Below are 24741 nucleotides of genomic sequence, written 5' to 3' on the forward strand. Positions count from 1 at the left end.
TTATCCCGATGAGTCATAAAGCCCAATTCTCCCTCGCGACTTCTTATGTCGAGGCCAATGAGTCTTCATTGGCCACTCGCGTGGCGCCGCTGCTGATGCAGGGGTTTCCCGCCGCGCCGGAACACCGGGTAACGTGGAGCAACTGGATGCGCGCGCCCTTCAATCAATGGGGGTTTCGTCATCTGTCTCGACTGCGCCCCAGCATTGATGTGTCGGCGGGGCCAGGGCCTGCCGGTCAGCTTCAGGAGGCGCCGCGCGCGCTGGATCAGCTGTGTTTCGACAGTGAGAGTGGGCTGGGCATCCGTGTGATCGAGCACCTCGTCGCCAGCCAGACGGACGCCTTTTTGGTGATGCAGGGCGACACGGTGTTGTACGAGCGCTACTTCAACGGTCAGCGCGCCTGTGACCGGCACATCATGTTCTCGGTGACCAAGTCGCTGATCGGTACCTTGGGTGAACAGTTGGTGACGCGCGGCGTGCTCAAGCCCGAGCGGCCGGCCGCTTACTACGTGCCTGAACTGGCGGGCAGCGCATTTGGCGATGCGACGGTGCGCCAATTGTTCGATATGGCGGTGGGCATCGACTACAGCGAAGTGTATGACGACCCCAATTCAGAAAGCTCGCAGTACGGCTATGCCTGCGGCTTTCAACCCGCACCGGCGCAGTACGCGCAGTTCGAATCGTTGTATCAGTACTTGCCATCCCTCAAGAAACGCGGCAGCCACGGGGGCTTTTTCCATTATGTGACGGCCACCACGGAAGCCTTGGCGTGGGTCATGGAACGTGCCTCGGGCAAGGCCTGCAGTCAGATGCTGGAGGAGGTCTGGGGGCGCCTGGGGTGCGAGCGCGACGGCTATTTCCTGGCCGATCCCTGGGGCCGTAACGTGGCCGGGGCGGGCTTGAGCGCCACTTTGAGAGACATGGCGCGTTTCGGTCGCCTGCTGGCCAACAACGGTCGCCACGACGGTGCTGAGTTGCTGTCGCCCGAGACGGTGGCCCGTATCACCGCCGGTGCGGACCCGGCGATCTACGCGCAAAATGCTGAGTTCTCCCGCTGGACGCCCGGTGCGTCCTATCGCAGCCAGTGGTACGTGTTCAACGACCACAGCCAAGCCCTGATGGCTGGGGGGATCCACGGCCAATACCTGTTTATCGATAAGCCGTCCGGCGTGGTGATCGTCAAGCAATCGTCGCTCACCGATGCGGTCAGCCTGTTCGATAACGACAGCGTGCGCATGCTGCGCGCCATCGCCGCTCACTTGAGCCACTGACCCACGCCAAAAAAATAAGAGTTTTGCGTTCTATTCACCTGGCTTGCCCAGGTGTTGGCGGCGCCCTGCGTCGCCATTGACTGCCCTGTAACAACAATAATTCCATAGGAGCTTCTTATGGTATTCACCAAGCGTTTCTCTCGAGCGCTGTTGGCGGTCGGCTTACCCTTGACCACCCACTTTGCATGCGCGGGCTACACCTTTGAGGACGGCGATCTCAAGGGCGAAGTCAATCTCACGGCAGGAGGGGCGACGTTGTTTACCCGTGGCGTCAACTTCGGCAGCGGCCGGGTCGATGCGCGCAACGGTAAAAACGGCGGCGCCAGGATCAACTGGCAAGAGGTCTACGTAAAACCGGGGGTCAAACTCGAGTATGCGGTGCAACCGGATTTCAGCCTGTTGGCGGGCGGTTCTCTGGTGGCGGCCAGCACCTTCGGCGATGGCGATGCGGGTGGCTTCAGCCGCAGCTCCGATGGCAAGGCCGCAGCCGAAGAACTCTATGGCGGTTTTCGCGCCGGGGAGTGGAAGCTCACCGCCGGCCGCCAGAACTACATGATCGGGACGGGGTTCATCGTCATGGATGGCAACCTCGACCAGTTCAAGGATGGCGCCTACTGGCTCGGCCCGCGAACCGCGTTCAAGGATTCGGCGATCCTCGCCTGGGACCATGGCGCACTGAAGTCCCAGGCCTTCACCTTGCGCACCGATGATGACTTGGGCGACTTCCGCATGACCGGCGTCAACCTCGATTACAACCTCGATGACCAGGTGACGCTCGGCGCCATGGCCATGAAGGTCTATGCCCTTGGCCCCCGAGGCAGCACGCTCCCGCGCCGTCGGGACGGCATGCAGGTGTACAACCTGCGGGCGCTCAACGCCAAGGTGCCCGGCGTACAGGCGCTGACGCTGAATGCCGAGTACGCGCTGGAGCGCGGCAGCGGCGAGGGCGTCGACTACGATGCCAACGCCTGGTACGCCCAGGCCGACTACGCCTTCAGCACCGTGCCGCTGACGCCGATCCTCGGCTACCGCTACGCGAGCTTTTCCGGTGACGACAACCTCACCGACAACCGGCAAAAAGCCTGGGACCCACTGAGCAAAGGCTTCGTCGACTGGAGCACCTGGCTGGTCGGGGACGTGGTCGGCAACTACCTGTTGTTCAACAGCAACGAAAACGTCCAGCAGTTCTCCCTCAAGACCCACCTCAACGAAACCCTGACCCTCGGCGCGATTCACTACCAGTTCTGGCTGGATGAGAAAAACTACCTGGGCGCACCGGTCAGCGACCGGCGCTTTGCCGACGAAAGTGTGGTTTTCCTCGACTGGACACCCACGCCGTCGTTCTATACGTCGCTGTCCTACAACTGGGTCAAGCCACTGGCCGCCGCCAAACAGGTGTTCGGTAACGACCAGATGTTCAGTGCGCTGGAACTGTATTTCACCTACCGCTATTAAGTGCTGCGAGCCATCGCGGCCGCGCTGGAGTGTTTTGATCATGAACAGATTTTTGCGTAACACCGTGCTGGGCACTGTCGCCTCGTTGCTCATCAGTGGTTTTTGCCTGGCTGAAGAACGCACCGTACGGATCTACAACTGGATCGAATACCTGCCACCCGAGGTGCTCAAGAGCTTCCAGGAGGAAACCGGCATTCGCCCGGTTTACGATGTGTTCGACACCGTCGAAACCATGGAGTCCAAGCTGCTGACGGGCAACTCCGGGTATGACGTGGTGTTTCCCGGCTCCGCCAACCTGGGACGCTTGATCACGGCCGGGGCCGTGCAGCCGCTGGATCGCAAGCAGTTGCCAAACTGGCAGCACCTGGACCCGCTATTCATGCAAACCCTGGAAACCGCAGGTGACCCCGGCAATCGCTACGCCGTGCCTTACCTGTGGGGCACCACGCTGATCGGCTACAACGTCGACAAGGTGCGCAAAGCTCTCGGCCCTGACGTGCAGATGAACAGCTGGGACATCATCTTCAAGGAAGAAAACCTCGCCAAGCTCGCCAGTTGTGGCGTGGGTTTTCTCGACGCCGCCAACGAGATCCTGCCGATTGCCTTGCACTACAAGGGCCTCGACCCCAATAGCCAGAAGCGCGAGGACTATGTACAAGCCCAGGCCCTGATGATGAAGATTCGCCCTTACGTCAGTTACTTCAACTCGTCGCGCTACGGCATGGACCTGGCCAACGGTGATATCTGTGTGGGCGTGGGCTGGTCCGGCGGTGTCGCACTGGCCACACGACTGGCAGATGCCGCTGGCAAGGGCGTCAAGGTCGAAATGGCACTGCCCAAGGAAGGCGCGCCGATGTGGTCGGACGTGATGACGATCCCGGCCAAGGCCCCCGATCTGGCGGAGGCCCATGCGTTCATCAATTACATCCTGCGCCCGGACGTGATTGCGCGCATCAGCAACAAGATCGGCTACCCCAACCCGAACAAGGACGCCACTGCGCTGGTGGACGCCAGCATCCGCAACGACCCGAACATGTATGTGCCGGACGAAGCGCGCAAGACCCTGTTCGCCCTGGAGCCGATCCCGGCTGCCGCGGAGCGCATTCGTACCCGCACCTGGACTGCCATCAAGAGCAACCGCTGATCAGTCTGGCCCGGTGCGTGCGCGCCGGGCTCGACTCGGGAGGCAATCAGGCCTGCATGCCGTAAAACACCAGCTCGGTGATGCGCCTGACCTGCAGGGAGTGCGCATCGATATCCGGGTGTTCCTGGTTCACCAGCCTGAACAGTTGCAGGTGCGAATAGTCATTCAACAGGAACGCGGCCAATTCCACATCGAGTTGCGGGCGCAGCTTGCCGGCCCGTTGCAACTCGCGCAGCAGTTCGCTGATTTCAGCCCTGAGCGCATCGTTCATGGCCCGGTAGCCTTCGGGCAGTCCATTGCTGCCGCCGAACAGGATCAGCGGCAGCAGTTCACGCCACAGGCTGGGGTGCATGACTTCCAGGGCATAGCCCGTGAGCAGGCGTTCCAGGTGGCAGAGCGCTTCGACCGGGTCGTCTATTTGGTGGATCAGGCTGCGGGTGTCGCTGATAGCGCGTTGATCGGCGTGGTGCAGGATCTCCAGGATGATTTCCTGCTTGTTGCCGAAGTACTTGAACACCGTCGGCGGCGATACCCCGGCCTGGCCGGCGATCTGTTCGATGGTGGTGTTCTGGAAACCCTGGCGCTCAAACAGTTCGACCGCGGCTTTACTGATAGCTTGCCGGCGCTCGGCTTTCTGACGTTCACGCAGTCCACTCACAGGAGATCCTTGTCACGAATAAAAAGAGGGGCGCGTGTCGGCCCCATACCCTTGCAAAATACTTAATTGGGTAAAGCTTTTAAAGCACTAATTGCCATTCAAGGGGTTTGCCGCTGGTGCTTCTTCATACGGTAAGCAAATTGAGCACGGCTGAGCCCCACGAGCCTGGCGGCCGCGGCCAGGTTGCCGGCGCTTTGTTGCAACGCTTCAGTGATCAGGCGCGATTCAAGGCCTTCGATGGAAACCCCCTGGTCAAACGGGGCGAGGGTATCCAGCAGCGTCGAGCGCGGCGCCTGCGCAGTATTTGACAGACCGCCCTGGTCGTCGAGGCCATAGGGCTCGGCGGGCATCGGTTCGTTGCGAAACAGATGCACCAGATCAATGGCCTGGCCTTCATCGCTGGCGATCAGGCCGCGTTCGATGAGGTTTTGCAGCTCGCGCACATTGCCCGCGAAGTCGTAGCGCAGCAACGTCTTCAGGGCGCGCATGGTCAGGCCTGCCGGGGTCCGGGCGTAGTCCTGGCAGAAGCGCGTCAGGAACGCATTGATCAACAGCGGGATGTCGTCCCGGCGTTCGCGCAGCGGGGGCAGGGCGATGGGGTAGACGTTCAGCCGGTAGAACAGGTCTTCGCGAAAGCTGCCGTCTGCCACCGCTTTACGCAGGTCGATATTGGTGGCGGCCACCACGCGCACATCCACCTTGATCCCGCGCACCCCGCCGACCCGTTCGATTTCCCGTTCCTGCAAGGCTCGCAGCAACTTGCTTTGCCCGGGCAGGCTGAGGCTGGTGATTTCATCCAGGAACAGGGTGCCGCCCTGGGCCCGTTCGAACCGCCCGGGGCGCGAGTGCGTCGCGCCGGTATAGGCGCCGCGTTCGACACCGAAGAGTTCGGCTTCCACCAGATTATCCGGGATGGCGGCGCAATTGAGTGCCACAAACGGGCTGTCATGGCGACGACTGAGCTGGTGCAGCTGGCGCGCAAACATCTCCTTGCCCACGCCGGACTCACCGCTGATCAGCACTGTCGCGGGCGTCAGTGCAACCCTTTGCAGCGCTTGCATCGCCGCGTTGAACGCGGCGCTGGCGCCCACCAATGGTTGCGGCTGGCGGGTTCCGCCACCGCTGGCTACGGGGCCTGCGAGCGTGGGGGTGGCAGGGCCAGTGACGGCCTGGGACACATTCAGGTAGCGCAGGTCCTGCTCGACATCACCCCATTGCTCGGCCGTCTTGCCGATCACGCGGCAACGGCGATGGCCCATGCCACGGCATTCCACTTCGCGGAAAATCACCATTTGCCCGAAGAGGCCGCTGACGAAGCCGATGGCGTAGCCGGTTTCGGTCCAGCACACCGGGTCCTGGCCGATGCCGTAGGCCCCTACATGTTCATCGGCTTCGCACGAGTGGTGCCAGAGAAATTCCCCTTCATAGAACCCCGAGTCGGCATCGAACTTAAAGTGCAGCGGTTCGACCTTGGTCATGCCTTCCAGGGTGTGCAAGTGGGTCCCGGCGCGAAACACCGCGGCGGCATCGGCCTGTGGCCAGCGCTCGCGGATCAAGCGCGCATCCCGTGCGCCGGAGGCATAACCGGTGCGGGTGAACAGGCCTCGGGCCTGGTCCAGTCCCAGGCGCTCGATGACCTCGGCGCGCAGGGCGCCGAACGACGAACTGTGCAGCAACAACATGCGTTGATCGTTGAGCCAGATGCGCCCGTCTTCAGGGGAAAAGAACAGGCAGTCGGCCAGTTCCGCTGTGGTGGGCGAGCTGCTGTCGCTGAGTTGGCGACTGTCGCCGCGCGGCGGGTAGGGCGCGGTGGCCACCCGGTCGTCGGGCAGCGCGCTGTGGGGATTAGTCATTGTTATGCCCCTGCAAAGCGAGTGATCGATATGAGCAACTGCTCAGATAGTTATAAAACATAACCTTATCAATTGAACAAGTGGCAGAGCCTGGGTTTTTTGCGGGTGAACGCCCCAGGCGTGTGAACGCTGCGTGGCAGGCCTCGACCCAGAGCCCTCGCCGGTTTATGTATGCGCCATTGCGTACAAGCGGCACAGCCTTTGCTCAAGACTGGATGCGGCGTTTGCACCCTGTGCAGACGATGACAATTACAAGAACCGGAGTTGCCAATGCCAGTGTCTGAGACCACCCCCTTTCTACAGCGGGCCATCGCGTCCGAATGCCTGTTCAACGGCGACTGGATTCCCGTGTCGGGGTCTGTGATTGACGTGATTGAACCCGCCACCGGCGAACCCCTGATGCGCTGCGCCATGGCCAATGCGGCCGACATCGCCATCGCCTGTCGCAGCGCGGCCCTGGCGCAGCCGGCCTGGGCTGCGTTGGGCCCAAGGGAGCGCGCCGAGGTATTTCGCAAAGCGGCGGACCTGGCCCAGCGGTCCTTCGCCGAGCTGGCGCTGTACGTCGCCCGGGAAACCGGGGGCGCGTTGTTCAAGGGCGAGCACGAAGTGCGTGAAGCGATTGTGCTGCTGCATCAGGCGGCGGGGCTGTTGTCCCAACCTCACGGGTTGGTGCTGCCCAGTGCTGCAGGCCGACTGTCCTATGCACGGCGCCAGCCCCACGGCGTGGTCGGGGTGATTTCACCGTTCAACTTCCCGCTGGTGCTGTCACTGCGTTCCGTGGCCCCGGCGCTGGCGGCGGGCAATGCAGTGGTGCTCAAACCCGACCCGCAGACCCCGGTCAGCGGGGGCTTTCTCATTGCCCGGCTGTTCGAAGAGGCGGGCTTGCCCAAGGGCCTGCTGCAGGTGTTGCCCGGCGCGGCGCCGGCGGGGGAAGCGCTGTGCCGCGATCCGAATGTGCGGATGATTGCGTTCACCGGGTCCACGGCGGCGGGGCGCAAAGTCGCTGAAGTGGCCGGTCGACACCTGAAAAAGGTTGCGCTGGAGCTGGGCGGGAAGAACCCGCTGATCATTCTCGAAGACGCCGACCTCGACCTGGCCGCGAGCAATGCAGCCTGGGGCGCCTGGCTGCATCAGGGGCAAATCTGCATGGCGACCGGGCTGATTCTCGTGCATCAATCCATCGCCGAAAGCCTCACCCGCAAGCTGGTGGACAAGGCCCGGGCGCTCACTGTGGGCAATGCCGCACAGGGTGAAGCGGCGCTCGGCCCGTTGATCAACCAAAGGCAACTGCAGCGCGTGCACGAGATCGTCACTGACAGCCTGCAGGCCGGCGCACGGCTGGAGGCGGGCGGCGACTATGACCGGTTGTTCTACCAGCCCACCGTGCTCAGTGGTGTACGTCCGGGCATGCGCGCCTTTGAGGAAGAGCTGTTCGGCCCGGTGGCCACGGTGGTCAGTTTCTCCACCGACGAGGAAGCGATCGAGCTGGCCAACCGCACGGAGTACGGCCTCTCGGCCGCCATCATCTCGCCGTCGGTCGGGCGCGCCATGGCCATTGGTGAGCGGCTGGACTGCGGCCTGCTGCACATCAACGACCAGACCGTGGCCGACGAATGCATCAACCCGTTCGGCGGGCGCGGTGCCTCCGGCAACGGCGGCAGCGTCGGCGGGCCGGCCGACTGGGACGAATACAGCCAGTGGCAGTGGGTCACGGTGAAGAATACGCCGCCTGTCTATCCATTCTGAGCCGTGGCCGTTCTCGGCCCTGGCTCATCGCTTTGATACACCCATGCCTATACAAAAATAAGAGGGCTTGAACATGAACCTGCACAACAAAACCCTGATCGTCACCGGTGTCGCTTCCGGCATTGGTGCCGAACTGGCGCGGCTCGCGCGTTTCCAGGGGGCCACGGTGATCGGTGTGGATCGCCATGAACCGCAACTGACCCTGGATGGCTTCTTCCAGGCTGACCTGGGTGACCCTGTCAGCATTGATGCACTGGTGGCGCGCCTGCCATCGCGGGTCGACGGGCTGTGCAACATCGCCGGGGTGCCCGGTACGGCACCCGCGCAAGCGGTGGCCACGGTCAATTACCTGGGGCTGCGGCACCTGACTCAATCGTTGCTGCCACGCATGCCGGCGGGCGGCAGCATCGTCAACGTCGCCTCGGTGCTTGGCGCGCAATGGCCGCAACGGCTGGAGCTGCACAAGGCGCTGGCCGCGACACACAGCTTCGAGGCCGGGCAGCAGTGGCTGGCGGCCAATCCGGTGGAGCAGGCCAGCTGTTATCAATACTTCAAGGAGGCGCTGATCGTGTGGAGCTTCCAACAATCCCAGGGCTGGTTTCGCGATCACGCGGTGCGTATCAACTGCGTGGCGCCGGGGCCGGTGTTTACCCCGATTCTCGGCGATTTCGTCAGCATGCTCGGGCCGCAGCGGGTGGCCGAGGACAGCCGGCGCATGACCCGTCCAGCCCTGGCCGATGAGGTGGCGGCGGTGATTGCCTTCCTCTGCTCGGATGCTGCGCGCTGGGTCAACGGGGTCAATCTGCCGGTGGATGGCGGTTTGGCTGCCACCTACGTGTAGGGCCTGCCACAGCGATAAATCCCGGTGCGGCCCCTCGTGCCGGGAGTCTTGAACAACAACAAAAATACAGGACATACAAGATGCTCAAGCCTATCTTGCGGACGGTTGCGGCCACGACATTTGTCGCACTGACATCGACTGCCCATGCTTACGACCTGCCCGGACTCAACCTCGGCACCACCAGTTTCTACGACGGCTCACCGGCCCCGGCGGGGCCTGGCTGGTACCTGGAGGAATACCTGACGTACTCCCGAGCGAGCCGTTTCAACGATGCCCACGGCAACAAGCTGGCGTTGCCCAGGCAGGATGTGGAAGTGGTGGCGCCCACCACACAGATCATCTACGTCGGCCAACCCCTGGCCAATGGCGCGATGCCCGGCTTCACCTTGATTAACACCTCCCTGGCCCATGTAAATGTCGACGATGGGTTGAACAATGCGGCGCTGAGTTCCCGTGCCGGCTTTGGTGACTTGACGGTCGGTGCCTTCCTGCAACTGCCAACCCTGAACCGCGCCGATGGCAGCCCGCTGTTGACCCAGCGTGTGGAGGCTGATGTCTCGATCCCGGTGGGCGCCTATGACCGCAATCGTTCGATCAACCCCGGCAGCCACTTCTGGTCATTCAACCCGTATTACGCGGCGACGTACTGGTTGAGCCCGAAATGGTCGGCGAGCGGGCGTTTCATGTACCTGTGGAATGGCAAGAATGATGAGCCGCAGGCAGGTTTCGGGGATGTTTCCGATACCCAGGCCGGCCAGGCATTGCATGCCAACCTGACGCTGCAATATGCCTTGAGCCAGCAACTGAGCGTGGGGCTGAACGGCTATTGGTTGAAGCAGATCACCGACACCCAGGTTGACGGGCACGCCGTGAGCGGGCGCCGGGAAAAGGTCTGGGCCATTGGCCCAGGCCTGGTCTATGCGTTCAGCAAGGAAGAGGTGCTATCGGTAAACGCCTACTTTGAACAGCAGGCGCAGAACCGCACCGAGGGCAACAAACTGGTGTTCAACTGGCTGCATAAGTTCTAACAGGCGCGGTACGCACCATCACGCTGATGATGGTCAGTGCGGCAATCACCACCCCGGGGGAGGTCGCCAGCAGTACCCCGGCGGTGCCGGCGCCGGCCGCGAGAAGTTGCCCGGCCGCCAGGGGCCCGGCCACCGAACCCAGGCGGCCGACGGCCACGGCGGCCCCGACGCCGGTGGCACGCACCGAGGTGGGATAGGAGGGCGGTGCCGAGGCGTACAGCACCAACTGCGCAGCCATCACGAACAAGCCCGCGGCAAAACCGGCAATGGCCATGGGCACAATGCCCACCGACAACCCGACCCCGGCCAACGCCGCGAGCAATCCGGCATACACCGACAGCACCACTTTGACAGCATTGCAGCGGTCCAGCAGCACGCCGCCGAGCAGGGAACCCAGGGCGCCGCCGATATTGAAGAGCATCTGCACCATGCCCGCCTGGGGTTTGCTGAAACCCTGTTCCAGCAACAGCGACGGCAGCCAGTTAAGCAGCATGTACATCACGGTCAAGGTGAAAAAGTAGCTGAGCCACAAGGCCAGCGTGGTACGTGCGCGACCTTCGCCGAACAGCGCCTGGCCGGTGGAGGGGCGGGCGCCGTCGGTGTTGTCGAGCTGTTGGCGGAAGGCACTGGATTCAGGCAGCAGCAGGATCATCAACGGCACGGCCAGCAAGGGCGCCAGGCCGCCGATAATAAACGTGGTCTGCCAGTGCTCACTGGAAAACATCGCCACCAGCGCGGCCAATGCTCCCCCCAGCGGCACCCCGCAGTACATCACGCTGATGGCCGTGCCACGGTTGCGCTCGCTCACCGCTTCGGCGCACAGCGCGATCAGGTTGGGTAACGCTGCGCCCAGGCCCAGGCCGGTGAGAAAACGCACCAGCAACAAGCTTGAGTAGCTCTCGACAAATGCGGTGCTCAGGGAAAACAACCCGAATAGCAGCACGGCGCTGACCAGGATTTTTTTGCGCCCGATCCGGTCGGCAACCCAGCCCCCGAAGAACGCCCCCGGCAGCAGGCCGATGATGCCGACGCTGAACACCCAGCCGAGCATCTTCGGATCCAGGGCGAAGGTTTGACGTAACCCGGCGGCGGCGGTGCCGGCGGCTTGCAGATCGAACCCTTCGATCAGCGCAACGATAAAGCACAACGCAATAGTCAGCGTCGAACGACGCGATGGACTGTCCATGGCAAACCTCATTGTTGTTTTTGTTGTGGTGGCGAGCTTGAGTGGCTGCTAAGGATTAAGATAACAAATATAACTAAAAAATGAATCGTGGAATAAAATCAGTAAAAAAACAGAATAAAGTCACTAAATTCAATCGATTGAGATGCTTGTCTGTTCGTGTCTAAAAAATAGATAGCTTTATTAATGTTCGATTATCGGTTATTTGCGGTTGACGAGTACCGTGGGCTGTTTCCATTCTTGGCTCGCGAGGCTGACAGGGCCGAGCGTGTGCCAACCCAATAACAACAACAAAAATGGACATCGAACATGCCAGAACTCCCTATGGAGGGCGCCGTTGCCGCGGCGTCCGTCTCCTGTGTGTCTAACACCACTCCCCGCCGGCTGATGGCGTTGCTGGCCTTGAGCGTGCTGCCCGGTTCGCTGTGGGCTGCAGGCTTTATCGACGACAGCCACGGCACCCTGACCTTGCGCAATTACTACCTGGACCGTGACTACAAGGACGACGGTGCGAAGACCGCTGCACGGGAATGGGCCCAGGCGTTCATCCTCAACCTGGAATCGGGTTACACCCCCGGCCCGGTGGGCTTTGGCCTGGATGTACGCGGGTTGATGGGGGTCAAGCTCGACTCTTCGCCGGACCGCAGCGGTACCGAGTTGTTGCCGGTATCGGCCAGCGACAAGCGCGCCGCCGACGAGTATTCGCGTCTGGCCCCAACCGCCAAGCTGCGGTTCGCCCAAACCACGGTCAAGGCCGGCGATGTGTCGATCTTCCTGCCGTTTGCCTTTGCCAGCCCGTCGCGGCTGCTGCCGCAAACGTTTCGCGGCACCACGTTGAGCTCCAGGGACATCGATGGCCTGACCCTCAACACGGGCTATATCGACCGCATCAACAAACGCGACTCCACCGACTACCAGGCCATGACCATCGCCTCACCCAACCGGCGCTTCAACGCCACCGCCACCACCTCGCACCTGGCTTACGTCGGCGGTGATTACCAGGTCAACAAAGACCTCAGCCTGCGGGTCTATCACTCGCAGATCGCGGACCTCTACCAGCAGGACACTCTGGCGCTGCTGCACAACCTGCCGGTGGGTGATGGCGTGCTCACCAGCGACCTGCGCAGTTTTTTCAGCCGTGAGGATGGCAGTGCCAAGGCGGGCACGGTGGATAACCGCAACCTCTCGGCGTTGTTTGGCTATCGCCTGGGCGGCCATCGCGTCAGCCTTGGCTACATGCACTCAAGCGGGGAGACGGCCACGCCCTATATCTCGGGAACGGAGCTGATGGGCATGAGCGAACTGACCATGAGCTCGGACTTTCTCAACGCCAAGGAGCGCACCTGGCAAGCCATCTACGACTATGACTTCGCGGCATCGGGTGTGCCGGGGCTCAAGACTCGGCTGCGCTATGTACGTGGCGACCACATCGAACTGGCCGCGTTGAACGCCGAGGATCGCAAGGAGCGCGAGTTCCAGATGGAACTGGGGTATGTGATTCAGAGCGGTCCGCTGAAGAACGTCGGGTTCATGGCGCGCAAGTCGATCTACCGCAATGACTTCCCGAGCGGCGCGGCCTTTCGCGATGAAAACCAGACCCGTTTCCTGGTGCTCTACACCGTGGCGCTCTGGTAGGCCGATCAGTCCTGATAGACCTTCTTCAGCAAGCGCAGCAGCTCTTCACGTTCCTGGCCGTCGAGGGCGGCCGTGGCGTCGAGGTCACTCTGGGCGGCGATCGCCTTGAGTTCCTTGAGCAGGGTTTCGCCGCTCTTGCTGAGGAAGATCCCGTAGGAGCGTTTGTCCGGTTTGCAGCGTACCCGCACGGCCAGCGCGCGGCTTTCCAGCTTGTTCAGCAACGGCACCACCTGGGGCGGCTCGATGGCCAGGGCGCGGGCCAGGTCGGCCTGCATCAGCCCGGGGTTCTGCTCGATGATCGCCAGGGCCGAAAACTGTGCAGGGCGCAGGTCGTGGTCCGACAACCGGCCGATCAGGTTCTGGAACAGCTTGAGCTGGGCGCGGCGCATGGCGTAACCGATCAGATCGTCCAGGGCTGAATCCAGCGGCGGCCGTACCTCGTCGTTGTCGGGCAGGGCCTGGCTGGCGGTGGCGATGTTGGAAGGCTTGGCCATTGGCAGTGCAATCCTCAAAAGGTGCAGGTTAATAAGGCTATCTAGTTTGCCGGTGTTGGCACGCTATGGCTATGCCGGGTTTTCACAGCGCCTACAACGCGTGGGTTTTAAGCAGGAAAAATATTGGTTATCAAGATTAATAGTTAATTGACATAACTATATTTGCGGTTTAATTTCGAATCATCTTCACACCCAGAACAAGAGCGTACCGCCATGAGCAATTACGAAGGCCGTTGGACCACAGTCAAGGTTGAGATCGAAGAAGGCATTGCCTGGGTCATTCTCAATCGTCCGGAAAAACGCAACGCCATGAGCCCGACCCTGAACCGGGAAATGATCGACGTTCTGGAAACCCTTGAGCAGGACCCTGCCGCCGGCGTGCTGGTTCTCACCGGTGCGGGCGAAGCCTGGACGGCGGGCATGGACCTCAAGGAATACTTCCGCGAAGTGGATGCCGGCCCGGAAATCCTCCAGGAAAAAATCCGCCGCGAAGCCTCGCAATGGCAATGGAAACTGCTGCGCATGTACGCCAAACCGACCATCGCCATGGTCAATGGCTGGTGCTTCGGCGGTGGCTTCAGCCCGCTGGTGGCGTGCGACCTGGCGATCTGCGCCGACGAAGCGACCTTCGGCCTCTCGGAAATCAACTGGGGCATCCCGCCGGGCAACCTGGTGAGCAAGGCCATGGCCGACACCGTGGGCCATCGTCAATCGCTGTACTACATCATGACCGGAAAGACCTTTGACGGGCAGAAAGCCGCGCAAATGGGCCTGGTCAACGAGAGCGTGCCCCTGGCTCAACTGCGCGAAGTGACCATCGAACTGGCGCGCAACCTGCTGGAGAAAAACCCGGTGGTGTTGCGTGCGGCCAAGCATGGCTTCAAGCGCTGCCGCGAACTGACCTGGGAGCAGAACGAGGATTACCTCTACGCCAAGCTCGACCAGTCGCGCCTGCTCGACACCGAAGGCGGTCGCGAGCAGGGCATGAAACAGTTCCTCGACGACAAGAGCATCAAGCCTGGCTTGCAGGCCTATAAACGCTGAAGGGCGCGGCCGCCCGGCCGCGCCGTTGTACCCTGCTTGAACGTATTCCCGATAAAGACAATAAAGAGGAATCACCATGCTGGACGTGCCCCTGTTGATCGGCGGCCAGTCGTGCCCCGCCCGTGACGGTCGAACTTTCGAACGTCGCAACCCGGTGACCGGTGAACTGGTCTCGCGGGTGGCTGCGGCGACCCTGGAAGATGCCGATGCCGCGGTCGCCGCCGCCCACGCCGCGTTCCCCGCGTGGGCGGCGCTGGCGCCCAACGAACGCCGCACCCGCTTGCTCAACGCTGCCGAGCAATTGCAGGCGCGCAGCAGCGAATTCATCGCCGCCGCCGGCGAGACCGGCGCCATGGCCAACTGGTATGGCTTCAACGTGCGTCTGGCGGCCAATATGCTGCGCGAAGCGGCGTCGATGACCACCCAGATTACGGGGGAGGTGATCCCCTCCGATGTTCCCGGCAGTTTCGCCATGGCCTTGCGTCAACCTTGCGGTGTGGTGCTGGGCATCGCGCCGTGGAACGCTCCGGTCATCCTCGCCACGCGCGCCATCGCCATGCCGCTGGCCTGCGGTAACACCGTGGTGCTCAAGGCCTCGGAGCTGAGCCCGGCGGTGCACCGCCTGATCGGCCAGGTATTGCAGGACGCGGGCCTGGGCGATGGTGTGGTCAACGTCATCAGCAATGCCCCGGCCGATGCCGCCGCGATTGTCGAGCGGTTGATCGCCAACCCGGCCGTGCGGCGGGTCAACTTCACCGGCTCGACCCATGTCGGGCGGATTGTCGGCGAGCTCTCGGCCCGTCACCTCAAGCCGGCGTTGCTGGAGTTGGGCGGCAAGGCGCCGTTGCTGGTGCTCGACGATGCCGATCTTGACGCGGCTGTGGCGGCGGCGGCCTTTGGCGCCTATTTCAACCAGGGCCAGATTTGCATGTCCACCGAACGCCTGATCGTCGATGCCAGGGTCGCCGATGCGTTCACCGCCAAGCTGGCGGCCAAGGTCGCGACCCTGCGTGCGGGTGACCCCGCTGCGGCGGATTCGGTACTCGGTTCCCTGGTGGACGCCAGCGCCGGCACACGCATCAAGGCCCTGATCGACGATGCCCTCGCCAAAGGCGCGCGGCTGGTGGTGGGCGGCCAACTGGAGGGCAGCATCCTGCAGCCGACCCTGATCGATGGCGTCACCGAACAGATGCGCCTGTACCGCGAAGAGTCCTTTGGCCCGGTGGCCGTCCTGCTGCGTGGTGAGGGTGATGAAGCCTTGTTGCGCCTGGCCAACGACTCCGAGTTCGGCCTGTCGGCGGCGATCTTCAGTCGCGACACCGGGCGCGCGCTGGCACTGGCGCAGCGGCTCGAGTCGGGTATTTGCCATATCAACGGCCCGACCGTGCATGACGAGGCGCAGATGCCGTTTGGTGGGGTCAAGTCCAGTGGATACGGCAGTTTTGGTGGCAAGGCGTCCATTGAGCACTTCACGCAATTGCGCTGGGTGACCTTGCAGAACGGGCCTCGGCATTATCCGATCTGAGCAGTTGCTGCGACATAACAATAACAAGGCGGCTGTGATCCGCCTTGCTGGAGGACATCCTTGTGAGTTCCGAATTCCGAGCGCAACCCCAGCCCGCACCGCGATACCGCGAGGTCTCCATCGGCCACGCAGCGGTGGCGGTCACTGAAGAACACGGCGTGTTGCACATGCGCTCCCTGGAACCCCTGGCCGAGTTGCCGGCGCGCCTGCTCGATCGCCTGGTGCATTGGGCGCGGGTACGGCCCGAGCAGACGTTTATCGCGGCACGCCAGGCCGGTGGGGATTGGCGCCGTGTCAGCTATCGCGAGATGCTCGACAGCGTGCGCGCGATTGCCCAGGGCCTGCTCAGCTACGGGCTGTCGGCGGACAAGCCCCTGGCCTTGCTGTCCGGCAACGATATCGAGCATTTGCAGGTCGCCCTCGGCGCGATGTACGCCGGCATTCCCTACTGCCCGGTCTCGCCCGCGTATTCGCTGTTGTCCCAGGATTTCGCCAAGCTGCGGCATGTGTGCGACCTGCTGCAACCGGGCTTGGTGTTTGTCAGCGATGCGGCGCTGTACCAGCGCGCCATCGACGCCGTCTTGCCGGCCGAGACCCCGTTGATCAGCGTGCGCGGCCACGTTCCCGGGCGTACTCAGGCCAGCTTTGCCAGCCTGCTGCAAACGCCGGGTGGCGCCGAGGCCGAAGCGGCGTTCGACGCCACCGGCCCCGACAGCATCGCCAAGTTTCTCTTCACCTCGGGCTCGACCAAATTGCCCAAGGCCGTGATCACCACCCAGCGCATGCTCTGCGCCAACCAGCAGATGCTGTTGCAGACGTTTCCGGTGTTCGGTGAGGAGCCGCCGGTGCTGGTGGACTGGCTGCCGTGGAATCACACTTTTGGCGGCAGCCACAACATCGGTATCGTGCTCTACAACGGTGGCACCTTTTATCTGGACGACGGCAAGCCCACGGTCCAGGGTTTTGCCCAGACCTTGCGCAACCTCAAGGAGATTTCGCCCACGGCTTACCTGACGGTGCCCAAGGGCTGGGAAGAGCTGGTCAACGCCCTGGAACAGGACGCCGAGTTGCGCGAGCGTTTTTTTGCGCGGATGAACCTGTTCTTCTTCGCCGCCGCCGGCCTGTCTCAAAGTATCTGGGATCGCCTCGATCGCGTGGCCGAGCAGCACTGCGGTGAACGCATCCGCATGATGGCCGGGCTGGGCATGACCGAAGCCGCGCCGTCCTGCACCTTCACCACCGGGCCGTTGTCCATGGCCGGCTATATCGGTTTGCCCGCGCCGGGCTGCGAGGTGCGCCTGGTGCCGGTGGACGGCAAGTTCGAAGGGCGCTTTCGCGGGCCGCATATCATGCCGGGTTACTGGCGGGCGCCCCAGCAAACCGCCGAGGTGTTCGATGAACACGGGTTCTACTGTTCAGGAGACGCGATCAAGCTCGCCGACCCTCGGCAGCCGCAACTGGGCCTGATGTTCGATGGGCGAATAGCCGAGGATTTCAAGCTCTCTTCCGGGGTGTTTGTCAGCGTGGGTCCGTTGCGCAATCGCGCGGTGCTCGACGGCTCGCCCTATGTGCAGGACCTGGTGATTACCGCGCCCGATCGCGAGTGCCTTGGAGCATTGGTGTTCCCAAGGCTCTACGAATGCCGTCGGCTGGCGGGCCTGGACGCCGCCGCCAGCGACGCCGACGTGCTCGGCAGCGCGCCGGTGCGCCAGTGGTTCGGCGACTGGTTGCAACGCCTCAATCGCGGCGCCACCGGCAATGCCAGTCGCCTGGAATGGATTGCCCTGCTCGACGAGCCGGCGTCCATCGACCGTGGGGAAATCACCGACAAAGGTTCGATCAACCAGCGCGCCGTGCTGCAATGGCGCGCGGCCAAAGTCGAGGCGTTGTATCGCGGCGAAGAGGCCACGATCCTGCGCGCCGAGCCCAAGCCTTGAACGGGCAGTATTCGGCATTTGCCGATGTGGCGATTGTCGAGGCCGTGCGCACCCCCTGGATTGACCTGGGTGGCGCACTGTCTCAGGTTTCACCCATCGACCTGGGGATCAAGGTAGGCCGTGAGGTCATGGCCCGGGCGGGTATTGAACCGCAGGCGGTGGACAGCGTTCTGGCCGGCTCCATGGCCCAGGCCAGTTTCGATGCCTACTTGCTGCCACGGCATATCGGCTTGTACAGCGGGGTGGCGCAAGCGGTCCCGGCACTGGGGGTGCAGCGCATCTGCGCCACCGGTTTCGAACTGTTGCGCCAGGCTGCCGGGCAGCTGCGGGACGGCGTGCAACTGGCCTTGTGTGTGGCCAGTGAATCCATGTCGCGCAACCCCATCGCGGCTTACACCCACAGGGGCGGGTTTCGTCTGGGTGGCGAGGTCCAGTTCAAGGACTTTCTGTGGGAAGCCCTGTACGACCCGGCCCCGGGCCTGGACATGATCGCCACGGCCGACAACCTGGCGCGCCGTTATGGCCTTAGCCGCGAGGCGGTGGACCGCTACGCCTGCGCCAGCCACCAGCGAGCGTTGCAGGCGCAGCGTGACGGCGCTTGGGTTGACGAGGTGGTGGCGGTCGATAACCAGGTATTCGAGCTTGAGGGGTACCAGCCCCGAGGCATCAGCCTGGCGCGTCGGGCCGGTGCCGTCAGTGAGGACAGCCACCCTCGGCCCACCGACCTTGCGAGCCTGACACGCTTGCGCGCCGTGCATCTGGGCGGCGTGCAAACCGCCGGCAACAGTTGTGCCGTGGTGGATGGCGCGGCGGCGGCGTTGGTGGGCCGCGCCTCGGCCTGCACGCGTCCGGCCCTGGCGCGGTTGCTGGCCAGCGCGGTGGTCGGCGTGGCCCCCGAGTTCATGGGCATCGGCCCGGCACCGGCGATTCGTCTGCTGCTGCAACGCAGCGGGTTGAAGCTGGATGACATCGGCCGCTTCGAGATCAACGAAGCCCAGGCCGCCCAAGTGCTGGCGGTGGCCCATGAACTTGAGCTGGACAGCACCCGCCTCAACGTCCAGGGCGGCTCGCTGGCACTCGGGCATCCACTGGCTGCCACTGGCCTGCGCCTGGTCATGTCCCTGGCCCGACAACTGCGTCAGCACAACCTGCGCTACGGGATTGCCGCGGCGTGTGTGGGCGGCGGGCAGGGCATGGCGCTGCTGATCGAGAACCCTGCTTTTCGCGCTTGAGTGCGTGATTCTTTTTGGTCGATGAGGTGTCCCGATGTGGAGCTATGAGGCGCCCCTGCGCGATATGCAATTTGTCCTCGAACACTGGTTGCAGGCGCCCGACAGCTGGCGGCACAACCCGGCGTTCGAGGCCCTCGACCTGCCGCTGGCATTACAAGTATTGGAAGAGGCGGCACGCTTCAGCCAGGGCGTGCTGGCGCCGTTGAACCGCCACGGTGATCGCCAGGGCTGCCGCTGGCAGGCGGGCCAGGTCAGCACCCCGGACGGCTTCGTCGAGGCCTATCGTGCTTACGTCGAGGGTGGCTGGCCGGCGCTGGCGTGCGCCGAAGAGCAGGGCGGGCAGGGCTTGCCGCAACTGCTCGATGCGGCGCTGCAAGAGATGCTCTACGCCAGCAACCATGCCTGGGCCATGTACACCGGGATCGCCCACGGCGCCTACCTGTGCCTCAAGACTCACGCCGCGCCTTGGCTGCAGGCACGCTACCTGCCGGAGATTGTCAGTGGCCAGGCGTTGCCCACCATGTGCCTGACCGAGTCCCAGGCCGGCAGCGATGTCGGTTTGCTGCGCTGTCGCGCTGAACCCCAGGCGGATGGCAGCTATCGCTTGAGCGGCAGCAAGCTGTTTATCTCAGGCGGTGAACACGACCTCACGGCCAATATCCTGCACCTGGTGCTGGCGCGCCTGCCCGATGCGCCGCCGGGCAGTCGCGGCATTTCACTGTTCCTGGTCCCCAGGCAGCTGGACGATGGCCGGGCCAATGGTGTGCATTGCGACGGCATCGAACACAAGATGGGCATCAAGGGCAGCGCCACCTGCTCCCTGGTGTTCGATGCCGCCCAAGGCTGGCTGATCGGCAAGGCCAATCAGGGCCTGGCGGCGATGTTCGTGATGATGAATTCGGCGCGCCTGCATGTCGGCCTGCAAGGCCTGGGGCATGTCGAGGCGGCTTGGCAGAATGCCCGGCAGTACGCTGCCGAGCGTGTGCAAATGCGTGCACCGTCCAGGCCCGAAGAGGTGGCGGCCCAGGCCGCTGACCCGATCCGTTATCACCCGGCCATGCGCCGCGTGTTGCTGGAGTTGCGCACCACCAGCGAGGGCATGCGTGCCATCGGCTATTGGGCGGCGCACCTGCTGGATCAGGCCGAGCATGGCCAGGACGCCTCGGCGGCCCGGTTGGCGCCTTTGCTGACGCCCATCATCAAGGCGTTTTTTACTGAACAGGGCTTTCGCCAGGCCAGCAATGCGCTGCAGGTATTTGGCGGTTACGGCTATGTCACCGAGTTCGCCATCGAGCAAACCCTGCGGGACAGTCGCATCGCGATGATCTACGAGGGCAGCAACGAGATCCAGGCCAATGACCTGTTGCTGCGCAAAGTGCTGGGGGATGAAGGTCGAGCCTTTGGCCTGCTGCTGGCCGAGTTGCGTGCCGAGGCCGGGCAGGGCGTGCAGTCTGTCGAGTGCGCAGGGTTCGCCCACGCATTGGGCAGCCTGTGCGACGCGCTGGCCAGTGTGGTGAGCGCCGTGCGTGAACGCGCGCAGGAAGACAGTGAATACCCCTATCGGGCCGCGCCGGATTTCCTCCAGCTCTGTGGCGTGGCGTTGCTGGCCTTTGCCTGGGCGCGGGCTGCGCGGGTCTCCAGGGCATTGCCCGAAGACGATCCATTGCGTGCCGCCAAGCTGCAAAGCGCCGGGTTCTTTTTCGATTACCTGCCGTCGCGGCTGGCGCAACACCTGGGTGCCATAGAGGCGGCGCGCGCCGCACTGGCGTTCGTCTGACGGGATCGAATGCTTGCGGTACTATGGCAGGCCACGTGTTCTGGAAGTTGCCTGGATGAGTAAGCCCGGTCAATTGGTGCTGGTTGCACTGCGCAAGATGATTGCCAACGGTGAGTTGGTGGCGGGGGAGCGCCTGATGGAAACCCCTACGGCGCAACGCTTTGGTGTGTCGCGCATGCCCGTGCGCATGGCATTTCGTACCCTTGAGCAGGAAGGGCTGCTGGTGCCGTTCGGCGGGCGCGGCTATCAGGTGCGGTCGGTCAGCCCCAGTGACATTGCCGGCGCCGTGGAAGTGCGCGGTGTGCTGGAAGGCCTGGCTGCGCGTCAAGCCGCCGAGCATGGTCTTTGCGACGCGGCGCGTGCGGCGCTGGAGCGCTGCCTGGTGGAGGGCGACCAACTGTTCGACAAAGGCTACGTGACTGAAGAGGACCTTGAGGTTTACCACGACCTGAACATGCGCTTTCACCAGGTCATTGTGGAGGGCAGCCACAACCCGGCGATCACCGATGCGCTGGCACGCAATGATCACTTGCCCTTCGCATCGGTGACCGCGCTGGCGGTGGATCGTGAGGACATGGCTCGTGAATACCGGCGCTTCAACTATGCCCACATGCAGCATCACTCGGTGTTCGATGCCCTGGTCAATCGCCAGGGCGCGCGCGCCGAAGCCATCATGCGCGAACACGCCAATGCGACGTTGCGTTATGCCGAGATCTTCAGTTCAGCCACTGCCGACGCGCGCATGAAGGTGATTTTGCCCGCGTCGTGACACGGTTCAGATGTCGAGCACCAACAGTGGGGTTTTCGAGCGTGAGCAGCAGGGCGTGAACTGGTCGTTCAGCGCCTGTTCCTGCTCGGTGAGGAACAAGTCCCGGTGCTCCGGGATGCCGTCCAGCACACGGGTCAGGCAGGTGCCGCAGATCCCTTGTTCGCAGGACACGGCAATCTCGATGCCCTGGCTTTCCAGGACCTGGACCACGGTCTTGTCGGCGGGGATCGTGAAGACCTGGCCGCTGCTGCCGAGCTTCACCGAAAAGCTGCCGTCGAGGCTGTTGTCCACTGGCGCCGCCGAGAAGTACTCGCGATGCAGGCAATCCTCTTGCCAGCCTTGCGCCCGCGCGCTGTCGAGCACGTGTTGCATGAAACCGCCGGGGCCGCAGACATACAGGTGCACATCGTCTGCGGGCGCAGCCAACACCTCGGCAGTCTTGAGGGCCGTGTGGGGCTGCTCATCGAAATGCAGGAACACGCGCTCTGCAAACGGTGACGCCTTTAGCCGCTGTACAAACGCCGCACGCTCACTGGCGCGGGCACAGTAATGCAGGTCGAAGTCGGCACCTGCATGGGCGAGGCGCTCGGCCATGCACAGGATCGGGGTGATGCCGATGCCGCCGGCGAACAGCAGGCTGCGTCGTGCTTCATGGGCGAGGGGGAATAGGTTGCGTGGTTCGCTGATCCTCAGGTGGGCGCCCTCGTGTACCTGCTCGTGCAAGCTGCGCGAGCCGCCGCGAGAAGCCGGGTCGTTGAGTACGCCAATCAGATAGCGATGACGCTCCTCGGGGTGATTGCACAGCGAATACTGGCGCACCAGCCCGTCCGGCAGATGCACGTCAATGTGCGCGCCGGCACTGAAGGCGGGCAGCGGCTGGCCATCGACCCTGGCCAGTTCATAGCTGCAAATGTCCTGGGCTTCGTTATTACGGGATACCACCACCACATCGATCATGTTCGGTCCTCGCAGAGTTGTCGCGCCGTTCAGGCGGTGGTGGTCGTGATCAGTTGTGGTTCGAGTGGGCGTTCCTTGGCAATCAGTCGCTCCAGGATTTTGCGCGACTGCACGCCGCCGGCATCGATATTCAACTTGAGCAGGTTGCGTTGCGGGTGGGCCAGCAGGTTCTGCTGCTGACGTTCGAGCATCTCCAGGTCTTCGCTGAAAATCTTCCCTTGGCCTTCGCGAATGCTGGCGGTCAGCGCCTCATCGTGAGGATTGAAGTTGCGCGCCATGCCCCAGAAATACCAGATCGACGTCTCGGTTTGCGGGGTGATGAAGTCGACCACGATGCTTGCCGCCTTGTGTTCGGGCGCTGCGTGGTAGCCGCCCTTGCCGGCGTGGGCCACGCCGACTTCGATCAGCACGTGGCTGGGCGGGGTGAAGCGACAGATCTGCCAGCGGTCCACCGGCACATCGTCGGCGAGGTTGTTGCCGCGCAGGGCCATGCGCCAGAACGGCGGAGCCAGGATGTTTTCCATGTGCCGGGCGGTGACGACTTCGTCGCCTTCAACCGTGGTGACGGGAGGCGCTTGATCGATTTCCTTTTGGCCGATGCTGGAAGCGTGGACGTAGGTTTCGTGGGTCAGGTCCATCAGGTTGTCGATCATCAGGCGGTAGTCGCACTGGATATCAAACAGCCCGCCGCCGTACGCCCACTGGTCACTCACTGCCCACTCCAGGTGATGAATCAGCGCCGGGTCGGCAAGGGCCTGATCGCCGGGCCATACCCAGATAAAACCATAGCGTTCAACCGCGGCAAAGGTCTTGTTGCACGGAAAACCACGCACCCGCTGTCCGGGCATTTCGACGGTCTTACCGTCGGCCCCCATGACCAGGCCGTGATAGCCGCAAACCAGGTTGCCATTTTCGACGTAACCCAGCGAAAGCGGTGCGCCACGATGGGGGCAGAAGTCCTCGATGGCGACGACGCTGCCTTGCGGGCCACGATAAAACACCATTTTTTCACCGCAGATCTGGCGACCCAGGGGTTTTTGGGCGATTTCATCGGGTGTGCAGGCGACGTACCAAGTGTTTTTGGGGTACATGGCAACTCTCTGGCTGGTTAATTATTTTTGTTTAATGGATCCATTAAATTTCCAGAGCTGCTGTGAGTCAATGTATGAATCAGTTGTTTAAGGTTATTTTGGGCGATTATCGACCGATGTGATTTTATTGGATCCATTGAGTGAGGGCGTTTGGTGCGCTGATGGCAAAGAAAGGCCTGTCAAAAAATACCCTGTCTAGATCATCGGGCGTAACCAAGCCCTCACCGAACATCCGCTACTTTCTTGCGCAGAAATGGGACGTTGCTGCGTCATTTGGTAGCAAATCGCTTTACCCGCTTCGCGCAATTTTCCCCACCCGAACGGAAGACTTCATTTAAATCAATGACTAACGTTCTTTTGGAGGTGTTGGCACGCGTTATGCTTTCTTGTATTCGTGGATAATTGGATACAAAAATACAAAGAGGCTGCCAATGCAATTTGCCCCCGCTTACGTTGACCGCCAGCCCCTTACTGCCGAGGAGGAGGCCTACAACTTCCTTCTCGACGCCATCTGCGGCGGTCGTTTCCGCAAGGGCGACCGCCTGATCGCCGAGGATATCGCCAGCGAGATCGGCATGAGCCGCATGCCCGTGCGCGAAGCATTCCGCCGCCTGGATGCCCAGGGCCTGGTGACGCTGCGGCCCAATCGCGGTGCCATCGTCAGCGGTCTGGATATTGATGAGCTGTACGAAGTGTTCGAGATGCGCAGCGCACTGGAAGGCCTGGCGGTGCGCGTCGCGGTCAGCCGTATCGGTGAGCGCCAGTTGGCGGCTCTGGAGCGCTTGCTGGACGAGATGGATGACTACCGCGACGAGAGCGCCGCGTGGGTCCGTTGCCACCGTGCCTTTCACGAATACCTGTGCGGGCTCAGCGGCCGGCCACGCTTGCTCAAGCAGATTTCAGCGTTGTATTCGCTGGTGGAAGCGCCCATGCGCTTGTGGCTGCAGCACAGCGAAAAACCCCTCGGTGCGCGCCAGGAACACGCCGTAATCCTCGACGCGATTCGCGCCGGTGACGCTGCCGGTGCCGAAGCTGTGGTACGCGAACACATCGAAAGCACCGTGCCGCTGCTGATTCAATTTCTGCAATTGGAAAAATAAA

General features: G+C 62.8%; 20 protein-coding genes. 14 read left to right on the plus strand and 6 right to left on the minus strand.

Going from position 1 to position 24741, the window contains the following annotated elements:
- Window positions 1-8 precede the first annotated feature (8 nt).
- The 3 genes from BLV67_RS18500 (at window position 9) to BLV67_RS18510 (ending at window position 3870) form a co-directional block, all read left to right on the plus strand.
- Entirely contained in the window at window positions 9-1271 is a 1263-nt protein-coding gene (locus BLV67_RS18500; RefSeq protein WP_069785910.1) for a serine hydrolase domain-containing protein, read from the plus strand.
- A gap of 117 nt (window positions 1272-1388) precedes the next feature.
- Entirely contained in the window at window positions 1389-2726 is a 1338-nt protein-coding gene (locus tag BLV67_RS18505; RefSeq protein WP_069785909.1) for an alginate export family protein, read from the plus strand.
- Between the two features lie 40 nt (window positions 2727-2766).
- Window positions 2767-3870 carry a polyamine ABC transporter substrate-binding protein gene (locus BLV67_RS18510; protein ID WP_069785908.1) on the plus strand — a complete coding sequence of 368 codons (1104 nt, stop codon included), beginning with the start codon at window positions 2767-2769 and terminating at the stop codon, window positions 3868-3870.
- Between the two features lie 46 nt (window positions 3871-3916).
- Here BLV67_RS18510 and BLV67_RS18515 read toward each other — a convergent pair whose 3' ends face one another.
- Window positions 3917-4528: a TetR/AcrR family transcriptional regulator gene (locus tag BLV67_RS18515; RefSeq protein ID WP_058420689.1), complete on the minus strand. Its 612-nt coding sequence runs from the start codon at window positions 4526-4528 to the stop codon at window positions 3917-3919.
- A gap of 98 nt (window positions 4529-4626) precedes the next feature.
- The gene (locus BLV67_RS18520) at window positions 4627-6381 is read right to left on the minus strand and encodes a sigma-54-dependent Fis family transcriptional regulator (protein WP_069785907.1); all 1755 of its coding nucleotides are present in this window, start codon (window positions 6379-6381) and stop codon (window positions 4627-4629) included.
- A gap of 270 nt (window positions 6382-6651) precedes the next feature.
- Here BLV67_RS18520 and BLV67_RS18525 point away from each other — a divergent pair, with 270 nt between their 5' ends.
- From BLV67_RS18525 to BLV67_RS18535, 3 genes are all read left to right on the plus strand, one after another.
- The gene (locus tag BLV67_RS18525) at window positions 6652-8127 is read left to right on the plus strand and encodes a benzaldehyde dehydrogenase (RefSeq protein WP_065931488.1); all 1476 of its coding nucleotides are present in this window, start codon (window positions 6652-6654) and stop codon (window positions 8125-8127) included.
- Window positions 8128-8200: 73 nt separating this feature from the next.
- The gene (locus tag BLV67_RS18530; protein ID WP_069785906.1) at window positions 8201-8968 is read left to right on the plus strand and encodes a coniferyl-alcohol dehydrogenase; all 768 of its coding nucleotides are present in this window, start codon (window positions 8201-8203) and stop codon (window positions 8966-8968) included.
- A gap of 80 nt (window positions 8969-9048) precedes the next feature.
- Window positions 9049-9996, plus strand: coding sequence for a SphA family protein (locus BLV67_RS18535; protein ID WP_069785905.1), 948 nt, complete (start codon window positions 9049-9051; stop codon window positions 9994-9996).
- Here BLV67_RS18535 and mhpT read toward each other — a convergent pair.
- Window positions 9974-11182 carry a 3-(3-hydroxy-phenyl)propionate transporter MhpT gene (mhpT, locus tag BLV67_RS18540; RefSeq protein WP_069785904.1) on the minus strand — a complete coding sequence of 403 codons (1209 nt, stop codon included), beginning with the start codon at window positions 11180-11182 and terminating at the stop codon, window positions 9974-9976. The two genes, BLV67_RS18535 and mhpT, sit on opposite strands and share 23 nt — an antisense overlap.
- A 306-nt stretch (window positions 11183-11488) precedes the next feature.
- Between mhpT and BLV67_RS18545 the strand changes: the two genes are divergently transcribed.
- Window positions 11489-12814 carry an OprD family porin gene (locus BLV67_RS18545; RefSeq protein ID WP_065911090.1) on the plus strand — a complete coding sequence of 442 codons (1326 nt, stop codon included), beginning with the start codon at window positions 11489-11491 and terminating at the stop codon, window positions 12812-12814.
- Between the two features lie 5 nt (window positions 12815-12819).
- Here BLV67_RS18545 and BLV67_RS18550 read toward each other — a convergent pair whose 3' ends face one another.
- Window positions 12820-13308 carry a MarR family winged helix-turn-helix transcriptional regulator gene (locus BLV67_RS18550; RefSeq protein WP_056858004.1) on the minus strand — a complete coding sequence of 163 codons (489 nt, stop codon included), beginning with the start codon at window positions 13306-13308 and terminating at the stop codon, window positions 12820-12822.
- A 213-nt stretch (window positions 13309-13521) separates the two neighbouring features.
- On the opposite strand from BLV67_RS18550, the gene BLV67_RS18555 reads away from it, so the two are divergent.
- From BLV67_RS18555 to BLV67_RS18580, 6 genes are all read left to right on the plus strand, one after another.
- The gene (locus tag BLV67_RS18555) at window positions 13522-14352 is read left to right on the plus strand and encodes a p-hydroxycinnamoyl CoA hydratase/lyase (protein WP_065911091.1); all 831 of its coding nucleotides are present in this window, start codon (window positions 13522-13524) and stop codon (window positions 14350-14352) included.
- A 76-nt stretch (window positions 14353-14428) separates the two neighbouring features.
- Window positions 14429-15877, plus strand: a complete 1449-nt coding sequence (locus BLV67_RS18560; protein ID WP_065911092.1) for an aldehyde dehydrogenase — start codon at window positions 14429-14431, stop codon at window positions 15875-15877.
- Window positions 15878-15939: 62 nt separating this feature from the next.
- Window positions 15940-17814: a feruloyl-CoA synthase gene (locus tag BLV67_RS18565; protein ID WP_069785903.1), complete on the plus strand. Its 1875-nt coding sequence runs from the start codon at window positions 15940-15942 to the stop codon at window positions 17812-17814.
- Window positions 17811-19046: a thiolase family protein gene (locus BLV67_RS18570; RefSeq protein ID WP_069785902.1), complete on the plus strand. Its 1236-nt coding sequence runs from the start codon at window positions 17811-17813 to the stop codon at window positions 19044-19046. Before BLV67_RS18565 ends, BLV67_RS18570 begins: the two co-directional genes overlap by 4 nt.
- Window positions 19047-19080: 34 nt before the next feature.
- The gene (locus tag BLV67_RS18575; RefSeq protein ID WP_069785901.1) at window positions 19081-20823 is read left to right on the plus strand and encodes an acyl-CoA dehydrogenase; all 1743 of its coding nucleotides are present in this window, start codon (window positions 19081-19083) and stop codon (window positions 20821-20823) included.
- Window positions 20824-20878: 55 nt separating this feature from the next.
- Window positions 20879-21592 (plus strand): GntR family transcriptional regulator, encoded by a 714-nt coding sequence (locus BLV67_RS18580; protein WP_069785900.1) that lies wholly within the window; start codon window positions 20879-20881, stop codon window positions 21590-21592.
- Between the two features lie 6 nt (window positions 21593-21598).
- On the opposite strand, the gene BLV67_RS18585 is transcribed toward BLV67_RS18580, so the two are convergent.
- Entirely contained in the window at window positions 21599-22549 is a 951-nt protein-coding gene (locus BLV67_RS18585; protein ID WP_065931456.1) for a PDR/VanB family oxidoreductase, read from the minus strand.
- A gap of 29 nt (window positions 22550-22578) precedes the next feature.
- Window positions 22579-23640, minus strand: a complete 1062-nt coding sequence (locus BLV67_RS18590) for an aromatic ring-hydroxylating oxygenase subunit alpha (RefSeq protein ID WP_065931455.1) — start codon at window positions 23638-23640, stop codon at window positions 22579-22581.
- 431 nt (window positions 23641-24071) lie between these two features.
- On the opposite strand from BLV67_RS18590, the gene BLV67_RS18595 reads away from it, so the two are divergent.
- Window positions 24072-24740: a GntR family transcriptional regulator gene (locus tag BLV67_RS18595; protein WP_065931454.1), complete on the plus strand. Its 669-nt coding sequence runs from the start codon at window positions 24072-24074 to the stop codon at window positions 24738-24740.
- Window position 24741 lies beyond the last annotated feature (1 nt).

This window comes from Pseudomonas salomonii, from assembly GCF_900107155.1.
GTDB classification, from domain to species: Bacteria; Pseudomonadota; Gammaproteobacteria; order Pseudomonadales; family Pseudomonadaceae; genus Aquipseudomonas; species Aquipseudomonas salomonii.